Source organism: Burkholderia sp. BCC0419 (assembly GCF_902830285.1).
GTDB lineage: Bacteria > Pseudomonadota > Gammaproteobacteria > Burkholderiales > Burkholderiaceae > Burkholderia.
The window spans coordinates 73,238-87,151 of sequence record NZ_CADESR010000011.1 but is presented as its reverse complement, the minus strand read 5'-3'; the positions used below and the strand labels follow the sequence as shown (position 1 = coordinate 87,151).

The 13,914-nt window shown below is 63.6% G+C and carries 10 protein-coding genes; 3 read left to right on the top strand and 7 right to left on the bottom strand.

Features of this window, described 5'->3' with window-relative positions:
* Nucleotides 1–12 precede the first annotated feature (12 nt).
* The 3 genes from tssI (at nucleotide 13) to HWW87_RS32190 (ending at nucleotide 5,682) form a co-directional block, all read left to right on the top strand.
* Complete coding sequence (gene tssI, locus HWW87_RS32200; protein WP_175823691.1) at nucleotides 13–3,870, top strand: type VI secretion system Vgr family protein; 3,858 nt, start codon at nucleotides 13–15, stop codon at nucleotides 3,868–3,870.
* 1 nt (nucleotide 3,871) lies between these two features.
* Entirely contained in the window at nucleotides 3,872–4,726 is an 855-nt protein-coding gene (locus HWW87_RS32195) for a hypothetical protein (protein WP_175823690.1), read from the top strand.
* 173 nt (nucleotides 4,727–4,899) lie between these two features.
* The gene (locus tag HWW87_RS32190) at nucleotides 4,900–5,682 is read left to right on the top strand and encodes a hypothetical protein (protein ID WP_244107379.1); all 783 of its coding nucleotides are present in this window, start codon (nucleotides 4,900–4,902) and stop codon (nucleotides 5,680–5,682) included.
* Nucleotides 5,683–5,939: 257 nt separating this feature from the next.
* On the opposite strand, the gene HWW87_RS32185 is transcribed toward HWW87_RS32190, so the two are convergent.
* The 7 genes from HWW87_RS32185 to HWW87_RS32155 all read right to left on the bottom strand — a co-directional run bounded on the left by HWW87_RS32185 (nucleotide 5,940) and on the right by HWW87_RS32155 (nucleotide 13,901).
* Complete coding sequence (locus HWW87_RS32185; RefSeq protein ID WP_175823689.1) at nucleotides 5,940–6,839, bottom strand: SMP-30/gluconolactonase/LRE family protein; 900 nt, start codon at nucleotides 6,837–6,839, stop codon at nucleotides 5,940–5,942.
* Nucleotides 6,840–6,889: 50 nt separating this feature from the next.
* Nucleotides 6,890–7,909: an L-arabinose ABC transporter permease AraH gene (araH, locus tag HWW87_RS32180; RefSeq protein ID WP_175823688.1), complete on the bottom strand. Its 1,020-nt coding sequence runs from the start codon at nucleotides 7,907–7,909 to the stop codon at nucleotides 6,890–6,892.
* 30 nt (nucleotides 7,910–7,939) lie between these two features.
* Entirely contained in the window at nucleotides 7,940–9,487 is a 1,548-nt protein-coding gene (gene araG / locus HWW87_RS32175) for an L-arabinose ABC transporter ATP-binding protein AraG (RefSeq protein WP_175823687.1), read from the bottom strand.
* A 21-nt stretch (nucleotides 9,488–9,508) separates the two neighbouring features.
* Entirely contained in the window at nucleotides 9,509–10,522 is a 1,014-nt protein-coding gene (locus HWW87_RS32170) for an arabinose ABC transporter substrate-binding protein (RefSeq protein WP_175823686.1), read from the bottom strand.
* An 88-nt stretch (nucleotides 10,523–10,610) separates the two neighbouring features.
* On the bottom strand, nucleotides 10,611–11,540 hold the full coding sequence (locus HWW87_RS32165) for a Gfo/Idh/MocA family oxidoreductase (RefSeq protein WP_175823685.1): 930 nt from the start codon (nucleotides 11,538–11,540) through the stop codon (nucleotides 10,611–10,613).
* Nucleotides 11,541–11,564: 24 nt separating this feature from the next.
* Nucleotides 11,565–12,494, bottom strand: a complete 930-nt coding sequence (locus HWW87_RS32160) for a dihydrodipicolinate synthase family protein (RefSeq protein WP_175823684.1) — start codon at nucleotides 12,492–12,494, stop codon at nucleotides 11,565–11,567.
* A 48-nt stretch (nucleotides 12,495–12,542) separates the two neighbouring features.
* Complete coding sequence (locus tag HWW87_RS32155) at nucleotides 12,543–13,901, bottom strand: MFS transporter (RefSeq protein ID WP_175823683.1); 1,359 nt, start codon at nucleotides 13,899–13,901, stop codon at nucleotides 12,543–12,545.
* Nucleotides 13,902–13,914: the final 13 nt, after the last annotated feature.

Genomic DNA, 13,914 nt, shown 5'->3' with positions numbered 1-13,914 from the left:
AGGATCAAAATCATGTCGATCCTGAACCAGACCCGTACGCTGTCCATCTCCGGTGCCGCGTTACCCACTTACGGGATGGATGCGCTCCCGGTATTTGTTCCGGTGCGATTGAAAGGCACCGAAGCAATCGGTCGTATTGAAGCATGCCGTTATCTCGTTACGCTGCGAACCGATGATGCTTACGCGTTTTCTCCGAGCGTCACGGCCAATCTCGATCTGGATAAAGTGGTTGGCACCGAAGTCACCGTTTCCATCCAACTCGACGGCAAAGGCCGTTTTATTCCCGGTTTGGCGGGCAACAACGGACTCGGCAATATCGGCGCCGGCACGCGCGAAATCACAGGGCTGGTCGAAGCGGCACGGATTGTGGGCCAGGACCGAGATTCGATCCTGTACGAACTCGAATTGCGCCCGTGGCTCTGGCGCGCGACGCTGACGCAGGACAGCCGACTCTTTCAGGAGATGAACGTCGTCGAGATCACCGACGCCGTGCTGTCGAAGTATCCGTACACGGTCGACAAGCGTCTGGCGGGCGCATTCCGCGGGGGTTATCCGAAACGCGACGTGCAGCGTCAGGCGTTCGAGTCGGACTGGGCGTTCCTGCAACGACTGTGGGAAGAATGGGGCATCTGGTGGTGGTTCGAGCACGATGACGGCTATCACCGCCTGGTCTTGTGCGACACGACCGGCGGCCATCACCCCCACGGTCCTGCTTATGAGACGCTGCGCTATCTGCCGCCGGACAGCAAGCACATTGACGAAGAGCACATTCATGCGCTGTCGGTAACAAGCCGACTCACGGCAGGCCGCGTGACCGTGACGGACTATGACTACACACGCCCGCGCGCGAGGCTGGCGGTTACCGAGGAAGACCCGCGCAACACGGCGAGCGCCGACGGGGAAATCTACGCATGGGGCGACTACAGCCAACCGCTGGCGGGCGCACAAGGTCTCGCGGGCCAGCCGAAAGATACGGATCTGGAAGCGCGCCACCTGGCTCGCGTACAGCTTGAGGCGCAACGCTGTGCGGGGCTGCGTGCCAAGGGAGCCGGCAATCTGCGCGGGCTGATCGTCGGCCACACCTTCACGCTGACGGGATATCCACAGCAGGCCGCAAACCGTGAATATCTCGTCGTGTCCTGCGCGCTCGACATCGAGGAAATCGGAGGCCGCGCCGGCGTCGCGCAAACGTACCGCGTCGAAACGCAGTTCGAGCTGCTGCCGGCGAATGAGCCGTTCCGCCTGGAGCGCAGTGTCAGCAAGCCCGTATTGAGCGGCCCCGAAAAGGCCGTCGTGGTCGGACCCGCCGGACAGGAGGTCTGGACGGACCAATACGGTCGGGTCAAGGTGCAGTTCGAATGGGACCGTCAAGGCCCGCACGACGAGCGCTCTGGAATCTGGCTGCGCGTGTTGTCACCATGGCAAGGCATCGACATGGGCGCGACGTTCATCCCTCGGATCGGCCATGAGGTTGCCGTCATGCACTACTACGGCGATCCCGATTTGCCGGTCATTGCGGGCAGCCTCGTGAATGCGTTCCGTCAGCCGGCGCTGGACATGCCGCACAACCAGGGCGTGTCGATACTGCGTGGCCGCGAGCACCAAGGCACGGCATCCGGCCACGTCGCAATCGACGACACGCAGGGGCAAATTCATACGCAGATTGCGAGCGATGCCGGCACATCGCAGCTTAGTCTCGGCAACCTGCGGCGCATGCTGAAGAAAAAGGGGCGTGCCGAGGCGCGCGGCAAGGGCTTCGATCTGCGTACCGACGATTGGGGCGTGATGCGGGCGTTGAAAGGCCTGTTCGTTACGACAGATGGTCAACCGGGCGGTGCGGGCCAAGCGAAGGACGCGAAGGAGGCCATTGGACGGCTGACTGGCGCGCGCGAGCTGCAAGAGAGTCTGTCCGGGCTGGCGCAACGGCACGACGCGCAACGACACGGTGCGGACCAGAGCGAAGTCGTCAAGGCGATCAACGCGCGCAACGATGCGATCAAGGGAAATCCATCGGGGGATCCGGACCACTTTCCCGAACTCACCGAAGCCGACATCGTGCTGGCCGGACCAGCGGGCATCAGCCTCGCCGCCGAGCGCGGTGTCCACATCGCCAGCAACGAGGATGTCGCCGTGACGAGCGGCCGGCATGTCGGGATTGCCGTGGGGCGTTCTCTGCTCGCGAGTGTGTCGAACGCGTTCTCGCTATTTGTTCACAAGGCAGGTATGGCGCTGATCGCCGCTGGCGGCAAGGTGCGTGTCGAAGCGCAGACCGACGGCATCGACATGAAGGCCAAACAATCGATCCAGATCACCAGCACGACCGACAGCATTCATCTGCACGCGGCTGAGGAAATCGTGCTGCACGCCGGCAGTACGGAGGTCCGCATCAGCGAACGGGGCTATGTCGTCAAGACGGCCGGCGAGCACACGATCCACGCGGGCAGTCATCAGACTGACGCTGCGCAGGTGCGGCCGATGCGCCTGCCGGTCACGCCCGAGCATCCAGGGCAGTTCGCGGCGCACTTTGTGCTGCTGGAACACGACAGTGGGTTCGCGCTACCGAACCAGCCGTACCGCGTCACACTCGATAACGGTCGCGTGATCGAGGGGGTGAGTAACGAACTGGGCGAAACGGACGTGATAACGAGCCATGACATCGCGTTCGGTACAGTGGAACTGCTGGCGGCGAGCGATCCGGACAAGGTGATTGCGGTCAACCGGGCGGCCATCGTGCGCGATAACGCGACGCCCTACACCGCCAAGGCACCGAATGCCGACAAGCGCACCGCGACGATCAAGGGCAAGAAGGTCAGCACCCCGGAGCAGGGGGTCACGTCCGAGAGTCAGCCGGCGGCGTTCGCGACCTGCGATCCGCTCAACTTCGGATTGCGCTTCCATCACTTCGTTGACGGGGCTAAACAGGGCGATACGCCTCCGGACATGCCAGTGCGCCGGGATGTTGAGTATCCGGTGACGAAGGCCTATACAGCGGCGATCAAGAAAGCGCTCACCGGGATCGAGTGGAGCAAGTTCAAAACGTTGAGTGGCGAGGTATCGAACGATCTGAAGGAAAGTATCGCGCTTGCGGTTGGCAATGTATTGAATACCGCCCTTGCGACGGGGCCATTTGGGTTGCCCAGGGGGGCGTCGGGTGACCCGCTTAGATCAAATGGCGTGACTCCAACGATCGATATTGTTAATGAAAAGGAAGGCAGAGCCAGATACAACATGCGCCCGGATGTTAGCGCATCATTTATTGGAAGCCGCTGGTCAATAGCTATCCAAGAGAGAGAAATCACGAAGATCATTTCGTCATCGAATAATGCGACCGCTTTGGATGGGTCCCTGCAGGCTTTCGCGGATTTGCTTTATCACGAAGCGCGACATTGCCAACAAACATTCTGGATGATGGCCCTGCTTCAACAACATCCGATCGACTATGCGATGTTCTCGAAAGCAATTAATATTTATAAAACAAATATTCGCAAGGATGTCTTTGAAGTAGCCGAAAAGACGCGACTTCCAGATGACACGAGGGTAATGACGGGGCTGCATCGCATGTTGGTTTTCCACTATTACTGGACTATTTCCTACATGCAAAATCAGACAGGCGGAGCTGATGTGAAGCCTGATGTACAAATTGCACAGGCCGAAGTGTGCAAGCTGTTGAGGGTGTCGCCAGAAACGGCGGCCAAGATGGTGAGTTTCGAAGAGGGTTACCGGAGCCAGTTACATGAAGAAGATGCCTATGCGTGTGCGGAAGTGGTGCAAACCTATTGGGACCGTCCTGATCGTGCTTTCGTGCGTAATCCCGGTACATGCACAGGAGAATACGATGCTTCACTTAAAACCATTGGGGGAGGGATTTAGAATGCAGACGACCGACGAAGAACAGCGCGTCATGCTGCGAACCATCCTTAAAACCTCAATGGAAATCCTGCGGGATGATGCGGCATACGATCCGGAGCACATTGTCTTCGGAACAAACTACACAACGTGGACACACCCCCCTGCGAAAGGGTTTCTCTACAAGTATGCAAATCGCTCGCTATATGGGACGAAGATTGAGTTTTCCACAGGTGACGATCCGGAGGACTACAGCGATGATCGAAATAAGGTGAAGATTGTTCCGGCTGGGGTCAGAATAGTCGTTGACGCAAGGGTTGCCAATCTGCCTGATACGGAAATCAAATCGCTTCTCCAGTTAGAAGACTTTTGGATTGACTCTCGCGGGAATCGTGAATATGGAAATGAAATGAGAGGGCGCACCCCCGATGCTCCCAATTTACAGTCCTTTCGCTACCGCTCGAAAGATATTCCGGGCAGTAAATTTCCGATCGATGTCGATCTTGCTTACATAAATCCGCTAGATGGATCATCTCCGCAGCAATTGTGGATAGTCGAAATACGCCGCACATACAAAATCCTGGCACCAGAGGAGCGCAAGCAGCGCCGCTTGGAAGAGCAACAAGCGAAGCGCCATAAATACGGGTTGATGAATCTGTGTACGGGCATGCTATGCCCTGAAACGGGGATATGGCAGGGATACACGAAAACATCGGATTCGGATCAGTTATTGGTCAGGAAAGGGCAAAAATTTCCCGATGTTCGCAAGTTGACCCCTCGGGAGCAAGCAGAACGAGGGCAATACACGAACCTCTTCGAACCCGGGCGATGGATGTGGTTGGAGGAATATGAGAAGCCGCGGTGGGCGGAGGAAGGGTGACTTGTCGTCGCATCGACGTTAGTCATTCCCACGGTGCGATCGCGTTTGCCGCGCGGCGGTTGATGCCTCGGATGTGCCGCGCCCACGCCTCCTTCATCGGGGCGCGTTGACCTAGCGGGTCCGTGTGGCGATACGCAGCTTCAGTTTCGAAGAGAGCTGCCGGAGCGACTTACATGAAGAAGATACAGAGGTGCTGCAAGCCTATTGGGGCCGTCCTGATCGTGCTTTCGTTCGTAATCCCGGCACATGCACAGGAGCCTATAGTGAGTCACTACGAACCATTGGGGGAGGGGTTCAAAATAACAGTAACCGCTGATGAACAGCGAGCCACGGTACGGAGCATCCTCAAAACAGCGATGGCGATCCTGCGCGATGACCAGCCATTTGACCCACGGGATATGACCTTTGGGAAGCTCTTTTCGACATGGACTCAAAAATCCGCCTACGGCGCTCTTTATCATTACGCCAATCGTTCCTTAGCATCAACGACAATTCAACTTTTAACGCGCACCGACCCGGAAGATTATAATGATGATCGCTCATCAGTGAAAATCGTTCCGGCCAAAATAACGATTCGTCTTAGTCCGATGATCGAGGGTTTGCCTGATACGGAAATCAAGGCCGATCTTCAATTGGAAGATTTTTGGATTGATTCGGATGGAAATCGAGAGTACGGCAATGAGACATTACTGCGCCATCCGAGCATGCCAAATGCGCAAGATTTTCGTTATCGATCAAAAAACATTCCGGGCAGTAAATTCCCCGTCGATGTCGCTCTCGGTTACGCCAATCCCCTGGACGGCTCGTTTCCGCAGATGCTATCCGTCGTCACAATAAGCCGAGCATACAAGATTTTGACGCCCGAAGAACGCAAGCAACGTCGTCTCGAAGAGCAACAAGCGAAGCGTCACAAATACGGGTTGGTGAACTTGTGCACCAGCATGCTGTGCCCCTGAAACGCGGATATGACAGGGATATACCAAGACTTCCGATTCGGATATCCATCTGATCCGAAAGGGACAAAAAATTCCCCGATGTTCGCAAGCTGACTCCTCGGGAACAGGCGGAACGAGGCCAGTACACGAACCTCTTTGAGCCTGGACAGTGGATGTGGGTGGAGGAATACCAGAGCAGATCATAAGCAAGGAGTGACCTGAAACAGCCAGGATTCCTATTCGCCTGCTAATGGGTTCTTCCCGTCAACATCCACCATTCAGGCGGGCGTACCTGCGAATCGTGCAGTCGGCAGCCCCGCGTAGCGCGTTTGCGCGACGAACACACCGCCCGCGTGCGTGTCGCCGGCCAGCACGTCGTCGCCCAAGCCGTCACGCGCACTCGTCACATACAACCGGCCGTCACCGTCGATCGCGACGCAGCTCGGCTGCGCGGTCGGCACCTCAACACGATCCGTCTCGACCCCGTCCGGCCCATAACGCACCACCCGCCGCCCGCCCCACTGCGCATTCCACAGCCCGCCGTCGCGATCGACGATCGAACCGTCCGGGTCGCCATCGGCATCGGTCAGCCGCGCGAACGGCCGCACGTTCGCGACGTCACCACCTGCGCGGTAATCGCACACGAAAATCTCGCGCACCATCGAATCGCAGAAAACCATCTTCGACCCATCCGGCGAAAACCCGATGCTGTTCGCGATCGCGGCCGCAGGCAACGCAAGCCGTTCGAGCGTGAGATCGGGATTGAGCCGATAGAACCCACCGATCGCGCGCGGCGGGTCGGCGCCTTCGTCCTTCATCCCGAACACGAACGCGCCGAACGGATCGCAGCGCCCGTCGTTCAGCCGCGTCGGCAGATCGGGCTCGACGTCGACGATCCGCGTGAACGCGCCACTGCGCAGGTCGAAGAACGCGAGATGCGTCGCGAGCCCGACGAGCAGCACGTCCGGATCGTCGGTCAGCGCGAAGCACGCGAGCCGTTCGGGCATCGCCCACTGCGCGAGGTCCGAGCCGTCCGCGCGGCAGCGCCACAGTTGCGCGCCTTCGATGTCCACCCAGTACAGCGCGTGCGTCCTGTCGCACCACGTCGCGCCTTCGCCGAGCGTGTTGCGGCTGTCGGCCAGCAGCGTCGCCGACGCGGCCGGATGAGTCTGTTGCATGCCGTCTCCCGATATTCGTCGTATGTGCAGGCGGCCGCGCGTGGTCGAAATCAGATCTTCATCGCGCGCCGCTGGTTGCGACGATACTGGTCGAACAGCACCGCGAGCAACAGAATTCCGCCGCGTATCAGATATTGGTAAAAGGTCGGCACGTTCAGCAGGCTCATCGCGTCCTGCACGGAGCCCATGATCAGCACGCCGACCAGCACGCCGGAGATCGTCGCGACGCCGCCCGTCAGCGACACGCCGCCGAGCACGCACGCGGAAATCACGCCGAGTTCGAGACCGACCGACGTCTTCGGATCGCCGAGGCTCATCCGCGACGCAAGCATCACGCCGGCAAACCCCGTCACGAGCCCCTGCAGCACGAACACCGCGATCTTGATGCGCATCACCGGCAGCCCCGCGAGCAGCGCGGCCTCGCCGTTACCGCCGACGGCCAGCACGTTCTTGCCGAACACCGTCTTGCGCAGCAGGAAGCCGAACACGACGAAGCCGACGATGTTGCTCCAGATCGGATACGAGATGCCGAGGAACGAGCCGCCGCCGAGATCGAAGAAGCGTTCCTCGGAGATCATCACCGCGTCGCCGTTCGACGTGATGAACGCGAGCCCGCGCACGACTTCCATCATCGCGAGCGTGACGATCAGCGAGTTGATCCGGTAGCGCGCGATCAGCACGCCGTTCACGAGCCCGACCGCGCCGCCCGCGAGCACGCCGGCCGCGATGCCGAGCACGACGCTGTGCGTCGCGGTGATCAGCGTCGACGCGACGACGCCCGAGAACGCGACGATCGACGCGACCGACAGGTCGACCTCGCCGAGCGCGAGCACGAACATCATCGTCACCGAGATCGAACCGATTAGCGTGACCGACAGCAGCAGGCCCTGGATGTTGCGCGGCGTGAGGAAGTCCGGCACCGTCAGCGACAGCGTCGCGAACAGCACGAGAAACACCATCACGATGCCGGAGCGGTTGATCAGTTGCCATACGCCGCCGCGCGCTCGCGCGGGCACGGCGGGGGTATCCGGGGAGGGGGAAGTACGTTGGGGTTGCATTGCCTGGCTCATAACATTTGCTTTCCGGTTGACTGCGGGCCGCTAGCGCGGCAGCGCGAGCTTGATCAGCGCGTCGGGCGTCGCATGCGCCTTCGCGACCTCGCCCGCGATCCGTCCTTCCTTCATCACGATGATGCGATCCGACACGCCGATCACCTCGGCCAGATCGCTCGACACGAGGATCACCGTGCGGCCCGCTTCCGCGAGTTCGTAGAACAGGTTGTAGATTTCCGCGCGCGCGCCGACGTCGATGCCGCGCGTCGGCTCGTCCATCAGAAACACGTCGATGCGCTCGGCCAGCCAGCGCGCGAGCACGACCTTCTGCTGGTTGCCGCCCGACAGCGCACCGATCGGCGTTTCGCCGTCGCGGGTCTTGATCGCGAGCCGCTCGATGTATTTCTGCGCGAGCGCGCGTTCGCGTCGCCCGTCGAGCAGCACGCGCGCCGGGCTGAAATGACGGCGCGCGCTGATGTTCAGGTTGTCGGCCACCGACGCGATCGCGACAATGCCTTCCTGCTTGCGGTCTTCCGGGCACAGCGCGATGCCGGCGCGCACCGCGTCGCGCGGGCTGCCGAACGCGACCCGCTTGCCGTTCAGCTCGACGTGCCCGGCGCTCGCTCGCACCGCGCCGTACAGCAGCTTCATCAGTTCCGAGCGGCCCGCGCCGACGAGCCCGAAGAAGCCGACGATCTCGCCGCGCCGCGCGGTGAACGACACAGGCTCGGCCAGCCCCGGCCCCGTCAGCCCCTTCGCTTCGATCAGCACGTCGCCGGCCGGGCGCGGCCGATAGCCGTACACGTCCTCGATCGAACGGCCGACCATGCAGCCGATCAGCCGGTCGCGGTCGAGATCGGCGACGGAATCGAACGTGTCGATGCGGCGGCCGTCGCGAAACACCGTCACGCGGTCGCACAGTTCGTAGACTTCCTCCATCCGGTGCGTGACGTAGATGATCGCGCGGCCTTCCGCGCGCAGCGCGCGGATGATCCGGAACAGTTGCGTGGTTTCGCGCGCGGACAGCGAGCTCGTCGGTTCGTCGAACGCGATCACGCGCGTGTCGCGCATCAGCGCCTTGCCGATCTCGATCATCTGGCGCTGGCCGATCGACAGATACTTCACCGGGATGCCCGGATCGATGTGCTCGCCGAGCCGCTCCAGCGCATCGAGCGCGCGCGCGGCGAGCGTACGCTCGTCGACCACGCCGAGCCGGCTCGGCAATTGCCCGAGCATCAGGTTTTCCGCGACCGTCAGCTCGGGCACCAGATGCAGCTCCTGGTAGATGATCGCGATGCCGGCCTCGAGCGCCGCGCGCGTCGACGCGAAGCGCTGCACCGTGCCGTTCAGCGTCAGCGTGCCGGCCTGCGGCTGGTTCACGCCGGACAGCACCTTCAGCAGCGTCGATTTCCCCGCGCCGTTCTCGCCCATCAGCCCGTGCACTTCGCCCGCGCGCACCGACAGCGACACCGCGTCGAGCGCACGCACGCCCGGAAACGTCACGGTGATGCCATCGAGCGCGAGCAGCGGGCCGTCCGGCGGCGTGAGCACTTCGGCGTCGTGGCCGGACACGGCCGTCATCGTCTGCATCGTCATCGCGTTCTCGCCTCGCCCCGCTCAGATACCGAGTTCGGCGCGCACGGCCTGCCAGTTCGCGCGCGTCATCAGCTTGCCGCTCGTCTGCGTGTCGGCCGGCGGCGTCTTGCCGTTGCGAATCCAGTCGACGAGGTTCTGCGTGCTGTCCTTGCCGTGGTTCGTCGAGCTGACCGCGATCGTCCCGTAGAAGCCGGTCGGCTCCTTCTTCTGGAACTCGGCGAACGCCTCGCCCGCGCCGTTGATGCCGACGCCGATCACGTCGGCCGCCGGGATGTGCAGCTGTTCGGTCGCGCGCACCGCGCCGAGCACGGTTTCCTCGTTCAGCGCGTAGACCACCCACTTCTTCACGTTCGGATGGCGCGCGAGCACCGGTGCGGCCGCGCTGAAGCCGCCTTCGTCGTCGGTCGTCTTTTGCGGCGCGTCGAAGATGTTCTCCTTGCGGAAGCCGTTCGCGAGCAGCGCCTGCGTCGCGCCGTCGGTGCGCAGCTTCGCGGTCGGCAGCTCGTAGTTGGTGATGCGCAGCGCGCCGACTTCCTCCGGCTTCCAGCCGCGCCGCTTCATCTCGTCGGCGATCGCCTGGCCGACCTGGTTGCCGATCTTGATCGCCGACATCCCGAGGTGCGGCACGTTCGACAGCGGCTTGCCGGTCGAGTCGACGAGCTGGTCGTCGACCGTCACGAACTTCATGTTGTAGCGCTTCGCGCGCGACGCGATCGCCGGCCCGAGGCGCACGTCCGGCGCGCAGATCACGAAGCCCTGCGCGCCCTGCGAGCCGAGGTTGTCGATCGCGGCCAGCACCTTCTCGCCGTCCGGCGTGCCGATCTTCACGACCGAGAAGTTCTCCTTCTGGCCGAGCGCGGACGCCGCGTTCTGCTCGTTGATGAACCACGCCTGCTCCGGCATCTTCACGAGGAAGCCGATCTTCAGCGGCGCGTCGGCGCGCGCGGCGCCCTGCATGCCGAGCGGTGCGATGCACAGCGCGGCCAGCAGAGCGCGCAGGGTGTGTCGACGGATCGTGTGAGTCGTGCGGTTCATGGGTGTCTCCTTTGTATCGGCTGATGCCGTGATGTGTGTCGAAATCAATCACGCGTCGCGCGCTTCGAGCCGAAGCGCGCACGCAGGTTCAGCGGCCGAACGCGTCGGTCTGCACGCGCCGGCCGAACAGGAAGGCATCGGCGACGAGCCGCAGCGGCCGCACGTCGACGTCGCTTTCGCCACGCGCGATCAGCGCATGGAAGTGCGCATACAGCGCCGGGTACTCGCGTTCGGGCCCGATCTCGACCGGCTCGCCCGCGATCGACAGTTGCGCGCCGCCGCGGCTGATCGCGAGCACGCCGTCGGCCGTGTCGACCGCGATCTCCCATTGCTCGACCGGGCCGTGCCGCCAGTCGAATTCCGCGCGCACCGGCACGCCATCGGTATCCGCGCAATCGAGTTCGGCCGCGATCGGCATCTGTGCGTCGCTCGGTACGATGAGCGTCGCCTCGCGCAGCACGAGCTCGCGCGGCAGGATCCGCGTGACGATCGACAGCGCGTTGATGCCCGGATCGAACACGCCGAGGCCGCCCGGCTCCCAGATCCACTGCTGCCCCGGATGCCAGCGCCGCACGTCTTCCTTCCAGCGCACCTGCACCGCGCGGATCGTGCGCGTTGCGAGCCACGCGCGCGCCGGTTCCACCGCACTCGCGCAACGCGAATGCCAGGTCGCGAACAGCGTGAGGCCGCGCTCGCGCGCCAGCGCGTCCAGCGCGGCGACTTCGCCGAGCGTCGCGCCCGGCGGCTTCTCGAGCATCACGTGCTTGCCGGCTTCGAGCGCCGCGCGCGCCTGCGCGTAGCGCACCTGCGGTGGCGCGCACAGCGATACCGCGTCGAGTTCGCGCTCGGCAACCAGCAGCGCGTTCAGATCCGGATAATTGCGCACGCCGCTGACTTCCGCGTGACGGCTCGCACAGGCAGTCAATGCGAAGCCCGGTTCGGCGGCGATCGCCGGCAAATGCTGGTCGCGCGCGATCTTGCCGATCCCGACGACGCCCAACGAAATCACATCGCTCATCTGCGTTTCTCCTTCGTCACCCGCTCAGCGCGCCCAGCGCAGCACGAGCGGATCGAGCCGGCGCGCGATCGCGAGCAATTCCGCGCGCGTGTCCGGGTGCAGTTCCGGCATCGGATGCCGCGGCCGCTCGCACGCGATCACGCCGCCTTCGCGCATCAGCGCCTTCGCGGTGAGGATCCCGGACTGGCGGTTCTCGTGATTGATCAGCGGCAGCCACGTCTGGTAATGCGCGAACGCATCGTCGTGGCGGCCTTCGCGGAACGCTTCGAGGATCGGCCGGATGCCGTCCGGAAAGCCGCCGCCCGTCATTGCGCCGGTCGCGCCCGCATGGAGATCGGCGAGCAGCGTGATCGCCTCCTCACCATCCCACGGCCCCTCGATCGCGTCGCCGCCGAGCCGGATCAGCTCGCGCAACTTGTTCGCGGCGCCCGGCGTCTCGATCTTGAAGTACGCGACCTGCTCGATCTCGCGCGCCATCCGCGCGAGGAACGGCGCGGACAGCGGCGTGCCGCTCGCGGGCGCGTCCTGGATCATGATCGGGATGTCGATCGCATCCGACACGCGCGCAAAGAAATCGAAGATCTGCGCTTCCGGCACGCGGAACGTCGCGCCGTGATACGGCGGCATCGCCATCACCATCGCCGCGCCAAGCTGCTGCGCGCGCAGGCTGCGCGCCGCGCACACCTGCGTGCTGTAGTGCGACGTCGTGACGATCACCGGCACGCGGCCGGCGACGTGTTCGAGGATCGTGCGCGTGAGCACGTCGCGTTCGTCGTCGGTGATCGCGAATTGCTCGGAGAAGTTCGCGAGGATGCACAGCCCGTCCGAGCCGGCGTCGATCATGAAATCGACCGCGCGCTTCTGGCTCGCGAGGTCGAGCTCGCCGGTGTCGGAAAACGTCGTCGGGACGACGGGGAAAATGCCGCGATGGCGCGGTGTGCTGCTCGATGTCATGATGGGTCCTGCGTCAGTCGAATCGGCGTTCAGCCGGAAAACAAGCGTTCATGATTCGCCGGCGAATGCGCCCGCGGCCGGCTCGGGCGCGCGCAGCGCGGCCCGGACCACGAACGTCATCAGCACCGCGAACAGCAGCGTCGCCGCGAGGAAATACAGGCCCGCCGCGAGGCTGCCGGTCGATGCCTTGATCAGGCCGATCCCGTACGGCCCGGCGTAGCCGCCGAGATTCGCGAGCGAATTGATTGCGGCGATGCCGACCGCGGCGCTCGCGCCGGTCAGGAATTCACCGGGCAGCGCCCACACGACGGCCTGGATCGAATAGAGCGAAAACGCGGTGAGGCAGATGAACATGAATTGCAGCGCGGGCTGCCGCACCCACGCGCTCGCGGCCATCGTCACGGCGGCCGCCGCCGATACGACGACGATGTGCCAGTAGCGCTCGCGCTTGCGGTCCGAATGGCGCGGCACGACGAGCAGGCCGACCACCGCGAACAGGTAGGGCACGGCGGACAGCAGACCGGTCATCGCATCGCCGGTGCCGAACGCGTGAATGATCGTCGGCAGCCACAGCGACAGCCCGTAGATGCACAGCGGGAACGGCAGGAACAGCGCGGCGAGCAGCAGCACGCGGCGGTCGCGCAGCGCGGCGAGCGGATTGCCGTGCGAATCGGGGCGATAGGTGTCGCGGTCGGCGGCGAGCTGCCGTGCGATCCAGCGGCGTTGGCCGTCGTTCAGCCAGCGCGCATGCGCGGGCGACTCGGGCAACAGCCGCAGCGTCGGCCACGCAAGCAGCACGGCCGGCAAGCCGCTGACGACGAACAGCGTCTGCCAGTCCGACAGGCCGAACCACCCGTGCGTCGACAGCAGCCATCCGGCGAGCGGCCCGGTCACGATACCGGCGAGCGGTTGCGCGAGCACGAGCAGGCCGATCACGCGGGCGCGGTCGCGCATCGGGAACCATTGCGTGAGGAAATACAGGATGCCGGGATAGAGGCCGGCTTCGGCCGCGCCGAGCAGGAAGCGCAGCACGTAGAAGCTGGTCGGCCCCTGCACGAGCGCCATCGCCATCGTGATCGCGCCCCAGGTCGCGAGGATGCGCGCGAACCACACGCGTGCGCCGAAGCGTCCGAGCGCGAGGTTGCTCGGCACCTCGCACAGGAAGTAGCCGATGAAGAACAGTCCCGCGCCGAGCCCGTATGCAGCGTCGCCGAGACCGATCGCCGCGTTCATGTGCAGCTTCGCGAAGCCGACGACGGTCCGGTCGACGTAGGCGACCACGTAGATCAATGCGAGGAACGGCACCAGCTTGCGCGTGAGCAGGCGGGACAGTTGCCGCTCGTCGACGGCTGCCGTCGAATCGGACTGTTCCGCCGCGGCGTGCACGGGCGTGTACTGCGTCGTCATCTTGTCTCCTGTC

Excerpts from the sequence above, each read along its gene's own strand:
- HWW87_RS32155 (WP_175823683.1), bottom strand. The coding sequence starts at position 13,901 with ATGACGACGCAGTACACGCCCGTGCACGCCGCGGCGGAACAGTCCGAT.
- HWW87_RS32195 (WP_175823690.1), top strand. The coding sequence starts at position 3,872 with ATGCAGACGACCGACGAAGAACAGCGCGTCATGCTGCGAACCATCCTT.
- HWW87_RS32185 (WP_175823689.1), bottom strand. The coding sequence starts at position 6,839 with ATGCAACAGACTCATCCGGCCGCGTCGGCGACGCTGCTGGCCGACAGC.
- araH (WP_175823688.1), bottom strand. The coding sequence starts at position 7,909 with ATGAGCCAGGCAATGCAACCCCAACGTACTTCCCCCTCCCCGGATACC.
- HWW87_RS32160 (WP_175823684.1), bottom strand. The coding sequence starts at position 12,494 with ATGACATCGAGCAGCACACCGCGCCATCGCGGCATTTTCCCCGTCGTC.
- tssI (WP_175823691.1), top strand. The coding sequence starts at position 13 with ATGTCGATCCTGAACCAGACCCGTACGCTGTCCATCTCCGGTGCCGCG.
- HWW87_RS32170 (WP_175823686.1), bottom strand. The coding sequence starts at position 10,522 with ATGAACCGCACGACTCACACGATCCGTCGACACACCCTGCGCGCTCTG.
- araG (WP_175823687.1), bottom strand. The coding sequence starts at position 9,487 with ATGACGATGCAGACGATGACGGCCGTGTCCGGCCACGACGCCGAAGTG.
- HWW87_RS32165 (WP_175823685.1), bottom strand. The coding sequence starts at position 11,540 with ATGAGCGATGTGATTTCGTTGGGCGTCGTCGGGATCGGCAAGATCGCG.
- HWW87_RS32190 (WP_244107379.1), top strand. The coding sequence starts at position 4,900 with ATGAAGAAGATACAGAGGTGCTGCAAGCCTATTGGGGCCGTCCTGATC.